At 69.3% G+C, this 14,437-nt stretch carries 13 protein-coding genes and 1 pseudogene; 10 read left to right on the forward strand and 4 right to left on the reverse strand.

From position 1 onward, the window contains the following. Window positions 1–74 precede the first annotated feature (74 nt). The 6 genes and pseudogenes from AC1C2S_RS01345 to AC1C2S_RS01370 all read left to right on the forward strand — a co-directional run bounded on the left by AC1C2S_RS01345 (window position 75) and on the right by AC1C2S_RS01370 (window position 7,227). The gene (locus AC1C2S_RS01345; protein WP_495350741.1) at window positions 75–1,175 is read left to right on the forward strand and encodes an acyltransferase family protein; all 1,101 of its coding nucleotides are present in this window, start codon (window positions 75–77) and stop codon (window positions 1,173–1,175) included. 110 nt (window positions 1,176–1,285) lie between these two features. After that, window positions 1,286–2,611 (forward strand): annotated as a pseudogene (locus tag AC1C2S_RS01350) (bifunctional o-acetylhomoserine/o-acetylserine sulfhydrylase); the annotation flags it as partial. A gap of 222 nt (window positions 2,612–2,833) precedes the next feature. Next, window positions 2,834–4,039 (forward strand): homoserine O-acetyltransferase MetX, encoded by a 1,206-nt coding sequence (gene metX / locus AC1C2S_RS01355; protein ID WP_495353172.1) that lies wholly within the window; start codon window positions 2,834–2,836, stop codon window positions 4,037–4,039. A gap of 108 nt (window positions 4,040–4,147) precedes the next feature. Beyond that, on the forward strand, window positions 4,148–5,305 hold the full coding sequence (locus tag AC1C2S_RS01360) for a sensor histidine kinase (RefSeq protein WP_495350742.1): 1,158 nt from the start codon (window positions 4,148–4,150) through the stop codon (window positions 5,303–5,305). After that, window positions 5,302–6,576 carry a hypothetical protein gene (locus tag AC1C2S_RS01365; RefSeq protein WP_495350743.1) on the forward strand — a complete coding sequence of 425 codons (1,275 nt, stop codon included), beginning with the start codon at window positions 5,302–5,304 and terminating at the stop codon, window positions 6,574–6,576. Before AC1C2S_RS01360 ends, AC1C2S_RS01365 begins: the two co-directional genes overlap by 4 nt. Beyond that, window positions 6,577–7,227 carry a response regulator gene (locus AC1C2S_RS01370; RefSeq protein WP_495350744.1) on the forward strand — a complete coding sequence of 217 codons (651 nt, stop codon included), beginning with the start codon at window positions 6,577–6,579 and terminating at the stop codon, window positions 7,225–7,227. Between the two features lie 57 nt (window positions 7,228–7,284). Here AC1C2S_RS01370 and AC1C2S_RS01375 read toward each other — a convergent pair whose 3' ends face one another. From AC1C2S_RS01375 to AC1C2S_RS01385, 3 genes are read right to left on the reverse strand one after another with little or no spacing between them, the layout of a single operon-like run. After that, window positions 7,285–8,559: an MFS transporter gene (locus AC1C2S_RS01375; protein WP_495350745.1), complete on the reverse strand. Its 1,275-nt coding sequence runs from the start codon at window positions 8,557–8,559 to the stop codon at window positions 7,285–7,287. A gap of 57 nt (window positions 8,560–8,616) precedes the next feature. Then, window positions 8,617–8,937, reverse strand: a complete 321-nt coding sequence (locus AC1C2S_RS01380) for a thiamine-binding protein (RefSeq protein WP_495350746.1) — start codon at window positions 8,935–8,937, stop codon at window positions 8,617–8,619. A 25-nt stretch (window positions 8,938–8,962) separates the two neighbouring features. Continuing rightward, window positions 8,963–10,255 carry a hypothetical protein gene (locus AC1C2S_RS01385; protein ID WP_495350747.1) on the reverse strand — a complete coding sequence of 431 codons (1,293 nt, stop codon included), beginning with the start codon at window positions 10,253–10,255 and terminating at the stop codon, window positions 8,963–8,965. Between the two features lie 92 nt (window positions 10,256–10,347). Between AC1C2S_RS01385 and AC1C2S_RS01390 the strand changes: the two genes are divergently transcribed. The 3 genes from AC1C2S_RS01390 (at window position 10,348) to AC1C2S_RS01400 (ending at window position 12,898) form a co-directional block, all read left to right on the forward strand. Further along, window positions 10,348–11,181: an ABC transporter substrate-binding protein gene (locus tag AC1C2S_RS01390; RefSeq protein ID WP_495350748.1), complete on the forward strand. Its 834-nt coding sequence runs from the start codon at window positions 10,348–10,350 to the stop codon at window positions 11,179–11,181. A gap of 77 nt (window positions 11,182–11,258) precedes the next feature. Beyond that, the gene (locus AC1C2S_RS01395; protein WP_495350749.1) at window positions 11,259–12,137 is read left to right on the forward strand and encodes an amino acid ABC transporter permease; all 879 of its coding nucleotides are present in this window, start codon (window positions 11,259–11,261) and stop codon (window positions 12,135–12,137) included. Beyond that, entirely contained in the window at window positions 12,134–12,898 is a 765-nt protein-coding gene (locus tag AC1C2S_RS01400) for an amino acid ABC transporter ATP-binding protein (protein ID WP_495350750.1), read from the forward strand. The genes AC1C2S_RS01395 and AC1C2S_RS01400 overlap by 4 nt, the downstream gene beginning before the upstream one ends. A gap of 3 nt (window positions 12,899–12,901) precedes the next feature. Here AC1C2S_RS01400 and AC1C2S_RS01405 read toward each other — a convergent pair whose 3' ends face one another. Then, entirely contained in the window at window positions 12,902–13,750 is an 849-nt protein-coding gene (locus AC1C2S_RS01405) for an ADP-dependent NAD(P)H-hydrate dehydratase (RefSeq protein WP_495350751.1), read from the reverse strand. A 23-nt stretch (window positions 13,751–13,773) separates the two neighbouring features. Between AC1C2S_RS01405 and AC1C2S_RS01410 the strand changes: the two genes are divergently transcribed. Beyond that, entirely contained in the window at window positions 13,774–14,412 is a 639-nt protein-coding gene (locus AC1C2S_RS01410; protein ID WP_495350752.1) for an HAD family hydrolase, read from the forward strand. The last annotated feature ends 25 nt before the right edge of the window (window positions 14,413–14,437 follow it).

Genomic DNA, 14,437 nt, shown 5'->3' on the forward strand with positions numbered 1-14,437 from the left:
CCTTGAGCCCGTCGAAGGGACACCCCGCCCTACCTCGCTTCGACAAGCCCGGCGAGCTGATCGACAATGGACTGATGCACACGAGGCCGCAGGCGACCCCGCACCGACGCAAGCGTGTCCCGCTCTGGGACAACGCCCGGTGGATCGCGATCACCCTCGTGGTCATCGGCCACGGCATCCTGCCGCTCATCGGCGAGTCCGACAGCGCCTACAGCGTGTACCTGTTCATCTACTCGTTCCATGTGGCCGTCTTCGTGACGGTGAGCGGATACTTCGCGAAGTCGGGCCCGCCGAACGCACGGGCACTGCGCCACATCCTCACCGACATCGTCTTCCCGTTCTTCATCTTCGAGACGATCTGGACGGTGATCCGCTGGACTCTCGGCGGCGAGTTCTCGCTCGACTACACGACGGCGTCGTGGACGCTCTGGTTCCTGATCGCCCTCGCGGTCTGGCGCATCGTGCTGCCCTACCTCGTACTCCTGCGCTACCCGCTGCTGATCGCGATCGCGATCTCGATCGGCGCCGGGTACACCGAGACGATCGATGCCACGCTCGCCCTGTCGCGCACCCTCGGCATGCTCCCGTTCTTCGTCTTCGGCTGGAAGCTGCGCCAGTGGCAGCTGACCGGGCGCTGGCTGGAGCTCCGTTCGGCGGTGGCGTGGCGCTGGCGTGCCGGTGCGATCCTGCTCTTCGGCGCGACGCTCGCCGTGATGCCCGTAGCGATCGAGACGTGGCGAGACCTGAAGCTGCGCCGCTTCATGCTCTACGACGAGTCGTACCAGGCGATCGGGTACGACGAACCGTGGTCCGGCGCCATCCGGCTCGGGTTGCTGCTCTTCGCGATGGCGCTCGCCGTCGCGTTCCTCGTGCTGATGCCGCGTGGCACGCACTGGTTCACGCCGTTCGGCACGGCCACCATGTACATCTACTTGCTGCACACCTTCGTGCTGTTCCCGTTCCGCGAGAGCGGCATGCTCGCCGGCGACCAGCCGTTCTGGGTGCTGCCGGCGATGATGGTCTTCTGCGTCGGCATCTCGATCGTGCTGTCGCTGAAACCCGTGCGCCGGATCTTCCGGCCGCTCGTCGAACCGCGCGCCCGCTGGTTGTTCCGGCCCGAGCCGTCGACCGCGACGGGCACGATCGTGCTGCCGCCCGACCCCGACCACAAGTAGGCGTATACCACGCGTGACGCCGTGTTGCGCCATCCGTTGCCCGGCGAGCCGTGCCCGCCTAACGTGGGCTCGAAGCCGCGGCGGACCCGCGCGAGACGACTGAGGAGACTTCCATGAGCGACACCGCCGACTGGCGTTTCGAGACCAAGCAGGTGCACTCGGGCGCGGCACCCGACCCCGTGACCAACGCGCGTGCAACGCCGATCTACCAAACCACCTCATACGTGTTCAACAGTGCCGAGCACGCGCAGAACCTGTTCGCCCTGGCGGAGTTCGGCAACATCTACACCCGCATCCAGAACCCCACGCAGGCCGTGGTCGAAGAGCGCCTCGCCGCGCTCGAGGGCGGCACCGGCGCGCTCCTCGTGGCGTCGGGCCAGTCGGCGTCGACGTTCGCCGTGCTGAACATCGCCCAGGCGGGCGACCACATCGTCTCGTCGTCGTCGATCTACGGCGGCACCTACAACCTCTTCAAGTACACGCTCGCCAAGCTCGGCATCGAGACGACGTTCGTCGAGAACCAAGACGACCCCGATGAGTGGCGCCGGGCCGTACGACCGAACACGAAGCTCTTCTTCGCCGAGACGATCGGCAACCCGAAGATCAACATCCTCGACATCCGCCAGGTCTCAGACGTCGCGCACGAAGCGGGCGTGCCGCTCGTCGTCGACAACACGATCGCGACGCCGTACCTGATCCGGCCGTTCGAGCACGGCGCCGACATCATCGTGCACTCGGCCACCAAGTTCCTCGGCGGCCACGGCACGGTCATCGGTGGCGTCATCGTCGACGGCGGCACGTTCGAGTGGTCGAAGAACGTCGAGAAGTTCCCGGGACTGACCGAGCCCGACCCGTCGTACCACGGTGCGAGCTACACCGCGGCGGTCGGCGACGGCCTGGCCTACATCATCAAGGCGCGCGTGCAGCTGCTGCGCGACCTCGGTGCCGCGATCGCGCCGGCGAGCGCGTGGCAGCTCATCCAGGGCATCGAAACGCTGTCGCTGCGCATCGAGCGCCACGTGCAGAACGCGCAGGAAGTCGCCGAGTGGCTCGACAACCACGCCGACGTCGCGAGCGTGAACTACTCGGGGTTGCCGTCGAGCCCCTGGTACGCGGCGGCCAATACCTACGCTCCGAAGGGTGTCGGCGCCGTGCTCTCGTTCGAGCTCAAGGGCGGCGTGGATGCCGGCCGGGCGCTCGTCGACAACCTTTCGCTGTTCAGCCACCTCGCCAACATCGGCGATGTGCGCTCGCTCGTCATCCACCCCGCGTCGACGACGCACTCGCAGCTCACGCCCGAGCAGCAGCTCACGAGCGGCGTGACGCCGGGCCTCGTGCGCCTGTCGGTCGGCATCGAGAACATCGACGACCTGAAGGCCGACCTCGAGGCGGGCTTCGAGGCCGCGCGTGCCGCCACCGAGGCCTCCCGCGTCTGAGTACCGCGACACGAACGACGGATGCCGCGAGCTCACGGGCTCGCGGCATCCGTCGTCTTGGCACGCTCCGATCACCGAGAGGTCGCAGATGGCGACCACGGCGTCGTCTCCGTCACCATCTGCGACCTCTCGACGAAATTCGACCTTCGACCTTCGACCTTCGACCTTCGAGACCGGCGTAACAAAGCACGCCGGGCCGCCCGCCTCGGCAAGAATCGAAGCATGGACTGGCAGACGAGGGCTGACGCGGTGCCCGCGAGCATCGTCACCGAGGCGCGGGCGGCGTCGCTCGCCGGCCGGGCGCCCACGACCGGCGCTTGGCGTGAGGGCGACCCCGTCGGCGACCGACGGTTCGTGAACATCGGCGATGTCGCACTCGACTCCGGCCGCACGCTGCCGGCCGCCCGAATCGCCTACGAGCAGTGGGGCACCCTCTCCCCCGCACACGACAACGCGATCCTCGTGCTGCACGCGCTGACGGGCGACAGTCACGTGATCGGCTCGGCCGGGCCGGCGCACCCCAGCGCGGGCTGGTGGCCAGGAGTCGTCGGTCCAGGGCTCGCGATCGATACCGACCGTTGGTTCGTGGTCGCCCCGAACGTGCTCGGCGGATGCCAGGGCTCGACGGGCCCGGCGTCGCTCGCGCCCGATCGGGCCGAGTGGGGCACCCGGTTCCCGTTCCTCACGATCCGCGACCAGGTGCGGGCGCAGATCGCGTTCGCGCGCGAACTGGGCATCGAGCGCTTCGCGGCCGTCGTCGGCGGCTCCATGGGCGGGATGCATGTGCTCGAGTGGGCGATCATGGCACCCGACTCGGTCGAGCGAATCGCCGTGCTCGCCGCGCCGGCTGCGACATCCGCCGATCAGATCGCGTTGAACTCGGTGCAGATCGAAGCGATCCGCACCGACCCGGCGTTCCGCGGCGGCGAGTTCTACGACGCCCCCGACGGCGACGGCCCGACGCGAGGGCTCGCGCTCGCCCGTCGCATGGCGATGCTCAACTACCGCACCGCAGCCGAACTCAACCAGCGGTTCGAGCGCAGCTGGCAGTCCGACATCGACCCATTGAGTGGTGAGGGTCGCTTCGCCGTCGAGTCCTACCTCGACTTCCACGGCAACAAGTTCACCCGCCGCTTCGACGCGAACAGCTACATCGTGCTCACGCAATCGATGAACTCGCACGATATCGGCCGAGGCCGCGGCGGGTCCGCCGCCGCACTCGCACAGGTCGAGGCGCGCAGCCTCGTGCTCGGCATCGACAGCGACCGCTATTTCCCGCTGGCCGGGCAATTGGAGGTCGCGGCCGGACTGCGACACAGCATCCATGGGGATGCCCCGGTGCTCGTCTCGTCCGAGTACGGACACGACGCCTTCCTCATCGAAGACGAGGCGATCGGGGGTGCGCTCAGCGCACTGCTCTCCTCATAAGCTCGCCATCCTTCACGGCGCCACTCACGCCTCACGGCTCGACTCCGCTACTCTTCGAGAGTGACGGTGCCCGTTTCAACGGCCGCCGGCCATGCCGAGGGGGTGGCAATGAAGCGCATCCACAAAGAACGCGACCGGCTGCTGCGGCGGCTCGCGCAGGTCTCCGGGCTGAGCGGAGCGATCGGCGCGCTCGCCTGCCTCCTCGTTCCCGGAGCGACTTCGGGCAACGAGTTGACGGTGGCAGCGCTCCTGAGCCTCGGCTCGGCCGTCTTCATCGCCCTGCACGCCGTGCGCGGCGCACTCGCCCCCGCTTTGGCCGCTGCGGCGTGCTCGATCGCCCTGATCACCCTGCTCGGCGTCGCCCCCGTGCTCGATCCCATGTCCGTCGCCGCGATGGCCATCACGGCCAGCATCACCGCCGCCTCGTTGGCCATTCCGCTCATCGTGCGGCCAAATGGACCGTACCTCGTGCTCGGTCTCGCCGCGGCAACCCTGATCGCCGTCGGCGTCGTCGCGATCACGGGGCACCAAGTGGCGACCGTGGCGATCGGCACGTTCATGGGCTGGGCCGCGAATGCCTCGATCGGCATCTGGCTCGACCGTGCCATCGCGTCCGCGTCCGAACGCATCAACGAGGTCGGCCGCGCGCACGAAGCCGAGCGGCTGGCGAGCGAACTCGAATCGCGGCAGCGTCAAGATGCACGAGTGCTCCACGACACCGTGCTCGCGACGCTCAGCCTGCTGGCCCACTCGGGCGTCGGCGTCGGCGCAAGTGCGTTGCGCCAGCAATCCGGCGACGACGCCAGGCTGCTGAAGCAGTTGCGGCTGGGCGCACGCATCGACGCCGGGTCGAACGCGATCTTCTCGCCCGAATCCGACGACGACACGCTCGGCATGACGTTCGAGTCCGTGCGCCAGCGCTTCGCCCGCATGGGCCTCGACGTGAACTGGCACGGAGCCGGCCGGCTCGTCCTCCCGCGCGATACGCTCGACGCGCTGCTCGGGGCCCTCGGCGAGTGCCTCGAGAACGTGCGTCGTCACTCCGGCGTCACCGAAGCCGATGTCACGGTGAGCGACGACGATCGCACGGTGCGTGCGATGGTGACCGACGCCGGCACCGGTTTCGAACCAGATGCCATCGACGGTGCACGGCTCGGCTACGCCGAATCGGTCGTCGGCCGGCTGGGCACCGTCGGCGGTCGCGCCCGCATCTTCTCCTCACCCGGGTCGGGCACGACGGTCATGCTCGAGGTGCCGAAGCCATGAGCGAGCCGCAGATCGGTGCATCCACCTCCACCCGACCGTTCCGGCGACCGACCCGCTCCGCGCGGGCCGCGGGCGATGTGCGCGAGAGCCATGGCGGCCGTCGGCTGGCCACCGGCATCACGATCGCCTCCGCATTCGTCATCGGCGGGCACCTCACGCACGCGGTGACCTTGGCGCCCCTCTTCCCGCCCGGCCCAGGACCGTGGCAGGCATGGCTCGCGGTGGGCATCGTCGTCGGCATCGGCGTGCTGTCACGGGTGGTGTCGCGCAATGCTCCGCTTCCCGACTGGCTCTACGTCACCCTCCTCATCGCGCTCATCGCTCCTGTGTGGCTCGACCTGAGCGCCACCCAAGGTCTGCTGCACCTCGGCGTGACCCCGACGGCGGCGGCAGCGGCAGGTGCCGTGCTCATGCCGGTGGCGGCCATCAAGGGTACGAAGGTCCCGGTGCTCGTCGCCGGCGCGATCGGCGTCGTTCTGGCCGCGGCGGCGCTGCTGCAGCTCGAGTCGGCCGGCGCCTTTACCGTCACGGCACTCGTCGTCGCGGCATCCGCAGTTCTGCCGGTCGTCATCGCGGCGTTGGCGATCAACGGTTTCCGCCGGCTCGTACGCCGCGAACTCGATCTCTCACTCGTGCAGAGCACCGTCGCCACCCCGCGGACCGCGGTGGGCATGCGCGCCTCGGAAGAGCTCGCCCAACTCGACTTCGACGCCGAGACGCTGCTCGACGACGTCAGCTCGGGGCGCATCGCCATTCCGCTGCCGTCCGAGTCCGCTGAACGCGCGGGCGACCTCGCGGCGCGACTGCGGGTGCGGCTCATCGAAGGTCGTAACGACACCTGGCTGCGGCACGCCGTCACCGAGTCCGCGTACCTCAGCAACCGGGTCACGCTCGATGATCCCGACGGGCTGGCCGGCCTGCTCACGCAAGACCAACGAGACGGACTGCTCCTCGCACTGTGGTTGCTCGTCGGCGAGCAGCCGAAGGGTGCCGGCGACGTCGCTGCCCACGTCTCGTGCCGCGAGCCGGTCGAGACTCCGGGCCTCGCTGCAGACCCCGACGCGCCTGATCTGCGCCTCTCGATCGAGGTCGCCGGTGTCAACCGGCGACGCGTCGATCCCGCAACTTGGGACGCACTCGGTAGTGTCGGTACACACGATGTCGTTGCGGCACCCGAGACCTTCCGCATCGACGTCGACTGCCGGGTCGACCCGATCGTGCCAGCAGGAGTTCCGGTCGCCCGTGGGGCGACCCGTTCGAGGGGAAGCTGAATGGTCGACACCGCACCACCGATCCGCCTGGCGATCGTCGACGATCACCGCATGCTCCTCGGAGCGCTCTCCGAATGGTTGCGCGGCGCGGCATCCGATATCGAGCTCGTCGCCGCGGTCCCGTCGTGGTCCGAGCTGCTCGCCCATCCCGACTTCCCCGTCGACGTCGTGCTGCTCGATCTCGATCTTCGCGACAACATTCCGATCTCGCTGAAGCTCTCGATGCTGAAGTCCGCCGGGGTGCAGACGATGCTCATGAGCACGTACTCCGAGCCTGCCGTCGTGCGCGAGGCGCTCAGCTCGGGAGCACTCGGCTACCTCGTCAAGTCCGAACCGGTCGAGACGATCATCGAGGCGATCCGAGCTGCACGCATCGGCGAGTCGTACCTCACCCCTGAACTCGAACTCGCCCTCACCGAAGCGGGCACCGCACCGAAGCTCTCAGCGCAAGAACGCCGGGTGATGGCGCTCTACGGCGCCGGCCAGCCCGTGAAGGCCGTGGCCTTCCAGCTCGGCATCTCCGAAGAGACCGCGAAGAGCTATCTCAAGCGCATCCGCGAGAAGTACCGGGCGACGGGTTACGACGTCGGAACGAAGGTGGCGCTGCGCAAGCGCGCGATCCTCGACGGCATCCTGCTGCAGTCCGACTGACATCGGCAGCCTCTCGATCGGTCGGATGCCGCGGCATCCGATGCCCGTCGACGCACTCTAGAGTTCGACAGCCTCGATCGAACCGGTCGCGTACGGAAGGAACACGCCTCGTCGTCCGCGGGCGCGGTCGAGCGCGAAGGACACCGCTGCGAGCAGGGCGCCGGCGATCGTGAGCACGAGACCGATCCAGATCGGGGCGACGTAGCCCAGCCCGCCGGCGATCGCGACGCCGCCGAGCATGGCGCCGAGACTGTTGCCGATGTTCAGCGCCGAATGGTTCAGGGCGGCGGCGATCGATTGGCTGTCGCGGGCGACATCCATGAGCCTCGCCTGGATGATCGGTGACAGCCCAGCGGATGCACCGCCGACGAGCAGCACACCGGCGAACAGGCCGATCGGGCTGCTGGCGGTGAACCCGAGCAGTACGAGCGCGCCCGCGAGGATGGCGAAGAACAGGTACATCGAGCGGCGCACGCTCCAGTCGGCGAGGCGACCGCCTGCGATGTTGCCGATCGTCATTCCCACACCGAAGGCGATGAGCACGACGGGCACGAGCTGCTCCGGAAGCCCGGCGACGTCGGTGGCGAGCGGCGCGACGTAGCTGTAGACGGCGAAGAGTCCGCCGAAGCCGACGGCGCCGATGCCGAGGGCGAACCACACTTGGGCTCGCGTGAACGCACGGAGTTCACGCTTCATCGTCGCGTGCGGGTCGCCGGCCTGCCATGGCATCGCGACGAGCACCGCGACGAAGGTGAGGGCGAAGATCGCCGCGACCGTGAGGTATGCGATGCGCCACCCTGCTGCCTGCCCGAGCCAGGTGATCGCCGGCACCCCGATCACGTTGGCGATCGTGAGTCCCGACAGCACGAACGCGACGCCCCTCGCGCGTTTGCCCGGACCCATGAGGCTCGCGGCGACGAGGGAGGCGATGCCGAAGTACGCGCCGTGCGGCAGGGCGGCGACGAAGCGTGCGACGAGCACGAGCTCGAACGTCGGCAGCACTGCTGAGGCGACCGTGCCGAGGGTGAAGGCGGTGAGCAGGGCGAGCAGCAGTCGCTTGCGCGGCCAGCGCGCTGCAGCGGCGGCGATCGTGGGCGCACCGACGACGACGCCGAGGGCGTACGCGGAGATCATCCAGCCTGCATTCGCGTTCGCGTTCGCAGGCGAGTGCGCGTAGAGCTCGGGCAACAGGTCGTGCGCGATGCTCGGCAGCAGGCCCATGGCGACGAACTCGGTCGAGCCGATGCCGAAGCCGCCGAGGGCGAGGGCGAGCAGCGCAAAACGAATACGGGCCGGCGACAACGTCGTCGGCCCGTCGGATGAGAGGGTCACCCGGCGATTCTCGCACGAATCGAATCGATTCGACAGTCGGCGCCCAGCGCGTTCGCGTTATGCGATGCCCTCGCCCGATTCGTCGATCGCGGTTTCGAGCCGCTCGATCTTCGCGTCGAGTTCGCCCGTGTAGCCCGGGCGGATATCCGCCTTCAGCACGAGCGACACCCTCGACCCGTACTCGCCGACGGCCTCCGTCGCACGGCGGACGACGTCGAAGACCTCGTCCCATTCGCCTTCGAGCTCGGTGAACATCGAGGTGGTCCGGTTCGGAAGCCCCGAATCGCGAACGATCTTCACCGCCGCCGCAACGGCGTCGTGAACGGATCCGTCGGCACGACCCGTGCCACTCGGCGCCACTGAGAATGCAACCAGCATGTTCGTCTCCTTCAGATGCAGATGATCACTCGTCGAGACTCATTCTCCCGGTCACGCCCGCGTCGACCGCGCCGGGCACCGAGCGAGGGGCACCGACCCGCCAGAGGGCACGGATGCCCCACACGAGCAGCACCACGAGCAGCACCGACTTGGCCGTCAGCAGAAACACGAACGCCGGGTTCGCGACCAGGAGCCACCCGTACCAGTAGGGGTAGATGATGTGCGTGAACAGCGCGATCGCCGCGGCGAGCAATGCGGGCACGGCGAAGCGCGCCGGCCGGTACACCAGCCCCAGGATGACGGGCGCTGCGAGCCACGTCACGAACTGGGGCGACCCGACCTTGTTCGCAAGCATGAGCACGACCACGAAACTCAGCGCGAGCGGCGGCAGCAGTCGTCCGAAGGCGGCGCCGCGACGAACGGCCCGAACGCCGATGAGCACGACGGCGAGCACCCCGATCGCCATGATCGGGGTGGTGAGGGCCGCCGCGACATCCGCCCCCGGCCCATGGATCTGGAAGGTGAGGATCTCGCGGTCGTACTCGATCGTCACCGCCTTCGACCCCGCGACGATCTGCCAGAGCCAGCCGACCGCGAGCGGCGCCTCGATCTGGAGCCCGCGTCCGGCTTGCTCGGCGATGAAACCGACGGCGTTCGAGCCCGCACCGGCGAGGAGACTGACCCCGAGGATGCCGACGCTCAGCGCGAACGCCGACGCGCCGACCTCGAGCCGCCTTCGGGCGGCGATCACGAGCGCGGCGACGAGTGCAGCCGGCCACACTTTCACCCAGGCGCCGATCGTGAGCAGCACTGCCGCCACGCGCGGACGCCCCGCGGCCCAGATGAGGCCCATGATCGCCAGCGGCACCGTGATCGCGTCGACGCGACCGAACGCGATGGGACCGAGCAGCGCGAGGAATCCGAGCCACCACCACGCCGCGAGCCGGCGGGGGCGCGAGAGTCGGGCGCGGCCGATGAGCACCCCGAACGCGATCGCGTCGAGCACGGTGACGATCGCGAGCCAGGTCTGCGCGTAGAACGCCGAGCCGAGAGCGAGCGCGGCCGCCATCGGCACGAAGGCGAGAATCGGATACACCCATGGCGTGTCGATGCCCATGCGCACCCAGCCGTGCGCGGCATTCTCCGCCCAAACCCGATAGACCGCGGTCACGTCGCCGAGGGGGTAGCCGGAGGCCGTCAGGTTGAGCCAGATGAGCACGAGGTGCACGAGAGCGAAACCGGCCCAGAGCGCCGCGCGCGTACCGAGGAAGCGGCGAAGCGGGCGGGCGGATGTCGCGCGCTCGGCCCCATCCGTCATGGCAAAAGCCTAGCGGCGTCACATTCCGCCACGCGATCGACGGATGACGGTGGGATCCGCGATGCTGGGGAGTACACCCGTACGGAGGCCCCATGACTCGACGCTCTCTCGCCGCGCTCTTCATCGCGGCATCCGCGACGCTCGCGCTCGCGGCATGCTCCAGCGGTGCGGGTGACGGCGGAACGACCGGCGGCGACTACGTCACCGACGGCAAGCTCACGATCGGCACGGGCGAGCCCGCGTACTTCCCGTGGGTCATCGACGACGCCCCCGAGTCCGGCGAGGGCTTCGAGGCGGCCGTCGCCTACGCCGTCGCCGACGAGCTCGGGTTCGACGCCGACGACGTGGTCTGGGTGCGCTCGACGTTCGAGCAGGCCATCGCACCCGGCCCGAAAGAATTCGACGTCAACCTGCAGCAGTTCTCGATCACCGAAGAGCGCGCGCAGAACGTCGACTTCTCCTCGCCGTACTACGAGACCACGCAGGTCGTCATCACCGTCGACTCCTCGCCCGCGGCTTCGGCCTCGTCGATCGCCGACCTGAAAGGCCTCCTCATCGGCGCGCAGACGGGCACGACGAGCTTCGACGCCGTCGAGCAGGTCATCGCGCCCACCGCGGGCGCGCAGGTCTTCAACACCAACGACGACGCGAAACTCGCGCTGCAGAACGGCACGGTCGACGCGATCGTCGTCGACCTGCCGACCGCGTTCTACCTCACGGGTGTCGAGCTCGACGGCGGCACGATCATCGGGCAGGTGCCGACGACCGCCGGCGACGGCGACGAGTTCGGGCTCGTGCTCGCGAAGGGCTCACCGCTGACTGCCGACGTCACGGCGGCCGTCGACGCGCTCCGCGAAGACGGCACGCTCGACGAGCTCGCCGCGGAGTGGCTGGGCGGCGAGAGCACCGCGCCCGTGCTCGAGTGACGGTGGCGTTCGCGGCCGCGACGGCGTTCACGGCATCGGATGCCGCGGCATCCCTCGACCGCCGCTAGCGTGGGTTCGTGACCGACACGACCGACGCCCGCGGCACATCGCCGGCGTGGCAGCCGAGCGCCATCGAACTCGAGCGTCGCGCGTTCCGCAAGCGGCAGACGGGTCTCTCGGTGCTCGCGAGCGTGCTGTCGACCCTTGTGTTCGCGGCCCTGCTCGCGTGGGCCCTCATCGGCTCGCCGGGGTGGGCGCAGGTCCAGCAGACGTTCTTCGACCCCGCGGTCGCGATCGCCTCGCTCCCCCGCATCCTCGCGGGCCTCTGGCTGAACATCCAGGTGCTCGTCGCCGCGAGCGTCGGCGTCGTGATCGTCGCCCTGCTCCTGGCGACGCTCCGCACGCTTCGCGGCCCGGTGTTCTTCCCGCTCCGCGCCCTCGCGGCCGGCTACACCGACATCTTCCGCGGCGTGCCGCTCATCATCGTGCTCTACCTCGTCGGGTTCGGGGTGCCCGGACTCGATTTCTTCCCCCGCATGCCGGTCGCCTTCTGGGGCACGATCGCGCTCATCCTCACGTACTCCGCGTACGTCTCCGAGGTGTTCCGGGCCGGCATCGAGGCGGTGCATCCCTCGCAGCGGCTCGCTGCCCGCTCACTCGGGCTCAGCCATGGGCAGACCATGCGTCGTGTCGTGCTGCCGCAGGCGTTCCGCAAGGTGACGCCCGCGCTCATGAACGACTTCGTCGCCATGCAGAAAGACGTGGGACTCATCTCGGTGCTCGGAGCGATCGACGCCGTGCGGGCCGCACAGATCGAGACCGCGCACTTCTTCAACTTCACCCCCTACGTCGTCGCCGGCCTGCTCTTCGTGGCACTCGCGTGGCCGATGATCCGGCTCACCGATTGGCTGTCGGCTCGCATGCGCGCACGCGAGCAGGTCGGGAGCATCGTATGAGCGCGGGCGTTCAGCGGGGCGATGGCGGGCCCGTATTGAGCCTGCGCGGCATCCGTCGCGCTTTCGGCGATCATCTCGTGCTCGACGGCATCGATCTCGAGGTCGCGGCGCACGAGGTCGTCGCACTCGTGGGTGCCAGCGGATCGGGCAAGTCGACGCTCCTGCGCACCGTCAACCTGCTCGAACCGATCGACGACGGCGTGATCCTCCTCGCCGGCGAAGACGTCAGCGACCCCCGTGTCGATGCCGACCGGGTGCGCGCCCGCATCGGCGTGGTGTTCCAGCACTACAACCTCTTCCCGCACCTCAGCGTGCTCGACAACGTCACGATGGCCTCACGCCTCGTGCATCGCACGCCGCGAGCCGAGGCCGAGCAGCGCGGAATCGAGCTGCTCGCCTCGATCGGGCTGGCCGACTTCGCGCGCACCTTCCCCGATCGTCTGTCGGGCGGGCAGCAGCAGCGCGCCGCGATCGTGCGTGCGATCGCGACGGAGCCCGAGCTGCTCCTCCTCGACGAGGTGACGAGCGCCCTCGATCCCGAGCTCGTCGGCGAGGTGCTCGCACTCGTTCGCACGCTGGCAGACGGCGGCACGACGATCGTGATGGCGACGCACGAGATGGCGTTCGCGCGAGACGTGGCCGATCGGGTCGTGTTCCTCGACGCCGGGCGCATCATCGAGGACGCACCGGCGACGAAGTTCTTCGAGTCGCCGCGCGAGGAGCGCACCCGCGAGTTCCTCACCCGCTTCCGCGGCGCCTGAGCGTCAGCGCGAGAGCAGCGTGCCGACCACGCCGGGCACCGCGTGCGCGACGTCGAGGGCGGTGACGGGGCCGCCGGCGACCTCGGCACTCGCGCGTCGCGCTGCTTCGCCGTGAACCCACGACGCCGTCGCGGCGAGCGCGGTGAGCGCCTCGGCGTCGTCGGCGAGACGCTCGTGATGCGTGGCGACGAGGGCGCCGAGGATGCCCCCGAGCACATCGCCCGTGCCCGCCGACGCCAGCCAGTGGGTGGGGGCGGTGACGGTGTACCGGTCGCCGTCGGGATCGCAGATGTGAGTGACCGCGCCCTTCAGCAATACGGCCACGCCGAGCTCGCGCGCTGCGCGCACCGCCCACTCCGCAGGCGCCTCGCGCACCTCGGCGACGCTCGTCTCGATCTCTCGCGCGGCGAGCAGCGCGGCGAGTTCGCGTGCGTGGGGCGTGATCACCGTCGGGGCCGAATGCGTGCCGACGAGGTCGAGAGCGCCGGCATCGAGCACGACCGGCAGTCGTGAGGCGAGGGCGCCCTGCAGGTCGCCCAGCAGCATGAACGATCGGCGCCCCGCGTCGATGCCCGAACCGATGAGCCACGCCTGCACTCGTCCGGGCGTCGTCACGGTCTCGGGCCTGCGCGCGAGCACGGCCGTGCGCACGGCGCGGGGCCCGGTGTAGCGCACCATGCCGACGCCCGCCCGGTGAGCGGCCTCGACGGCGAGCACGGCCGCTCCTGGGTACTCCGGTGATCCGGCGACGACGCCGAGCACGCCGCGCGAGTACTTGTCGTCGGCGGCGCGGGGTGCGGCGATCCACTCGGCCGCATCGTCGAGGGTCCATTCCTGCCACGGCCTGTCCATGCTCCAACGATAGGTTGAGTGGGATGCCTCCGACAGTCCCCGCACCGATCAGCCTCGCTCCCCGTGTCGTCGTCTTCGACTACGGGGAGGTCATCTCGCGCGAGCCGAGCGACGCCGACCGTGCCGCGCTCATCGACCGGGCCGGCGTGCGCGCCGACCCCGAGCCGTTCTGGACCGCATATTGGGCCCACCGAGCGGGCCTCGATCGCGGCACCACGTCGATCGCCGAGTACTGGCAGGCGGTGGCCGCCGAGCTCGGCGTCGAGTGGAACGCGATCGACGTGCACGAGCTCTGGGCGATCGACCACCGCGGCTGGCTCTCGCTCGACCCTGGCACCCTCGGCGTGCTGCACGCTCTCGCCGCGGGCGGCACTCGCCTCGCACTGCTCTCCAACGCCGGTGCCGACTTCTCTGGATGGCTCCGCCACGGCTCCTTCGCCGAGCTCTTCGAACAGGTCTTCGTCAGTGGCGAGCTGAAGATCGCCAAGCCCGACGCGGCGATCTACGAGCACGTGATCGACGAACTCGGCATCGCGGCATCCGACTTCGTCTTCATCGACAACAAGGCCGAGAACGTCGAGGGCGCCAAAGCCATCGGCGGCGACGGGCATGTGTTCACGGATGCCGCGACGCTCGAGTCCTGGCTGCGAACTCTCGCCTAGCGAGAAGCGCGGCACGAGCCGCGCC

Source organism: Agromyces sp. Y782 (genome assembly GCF_059445405.1).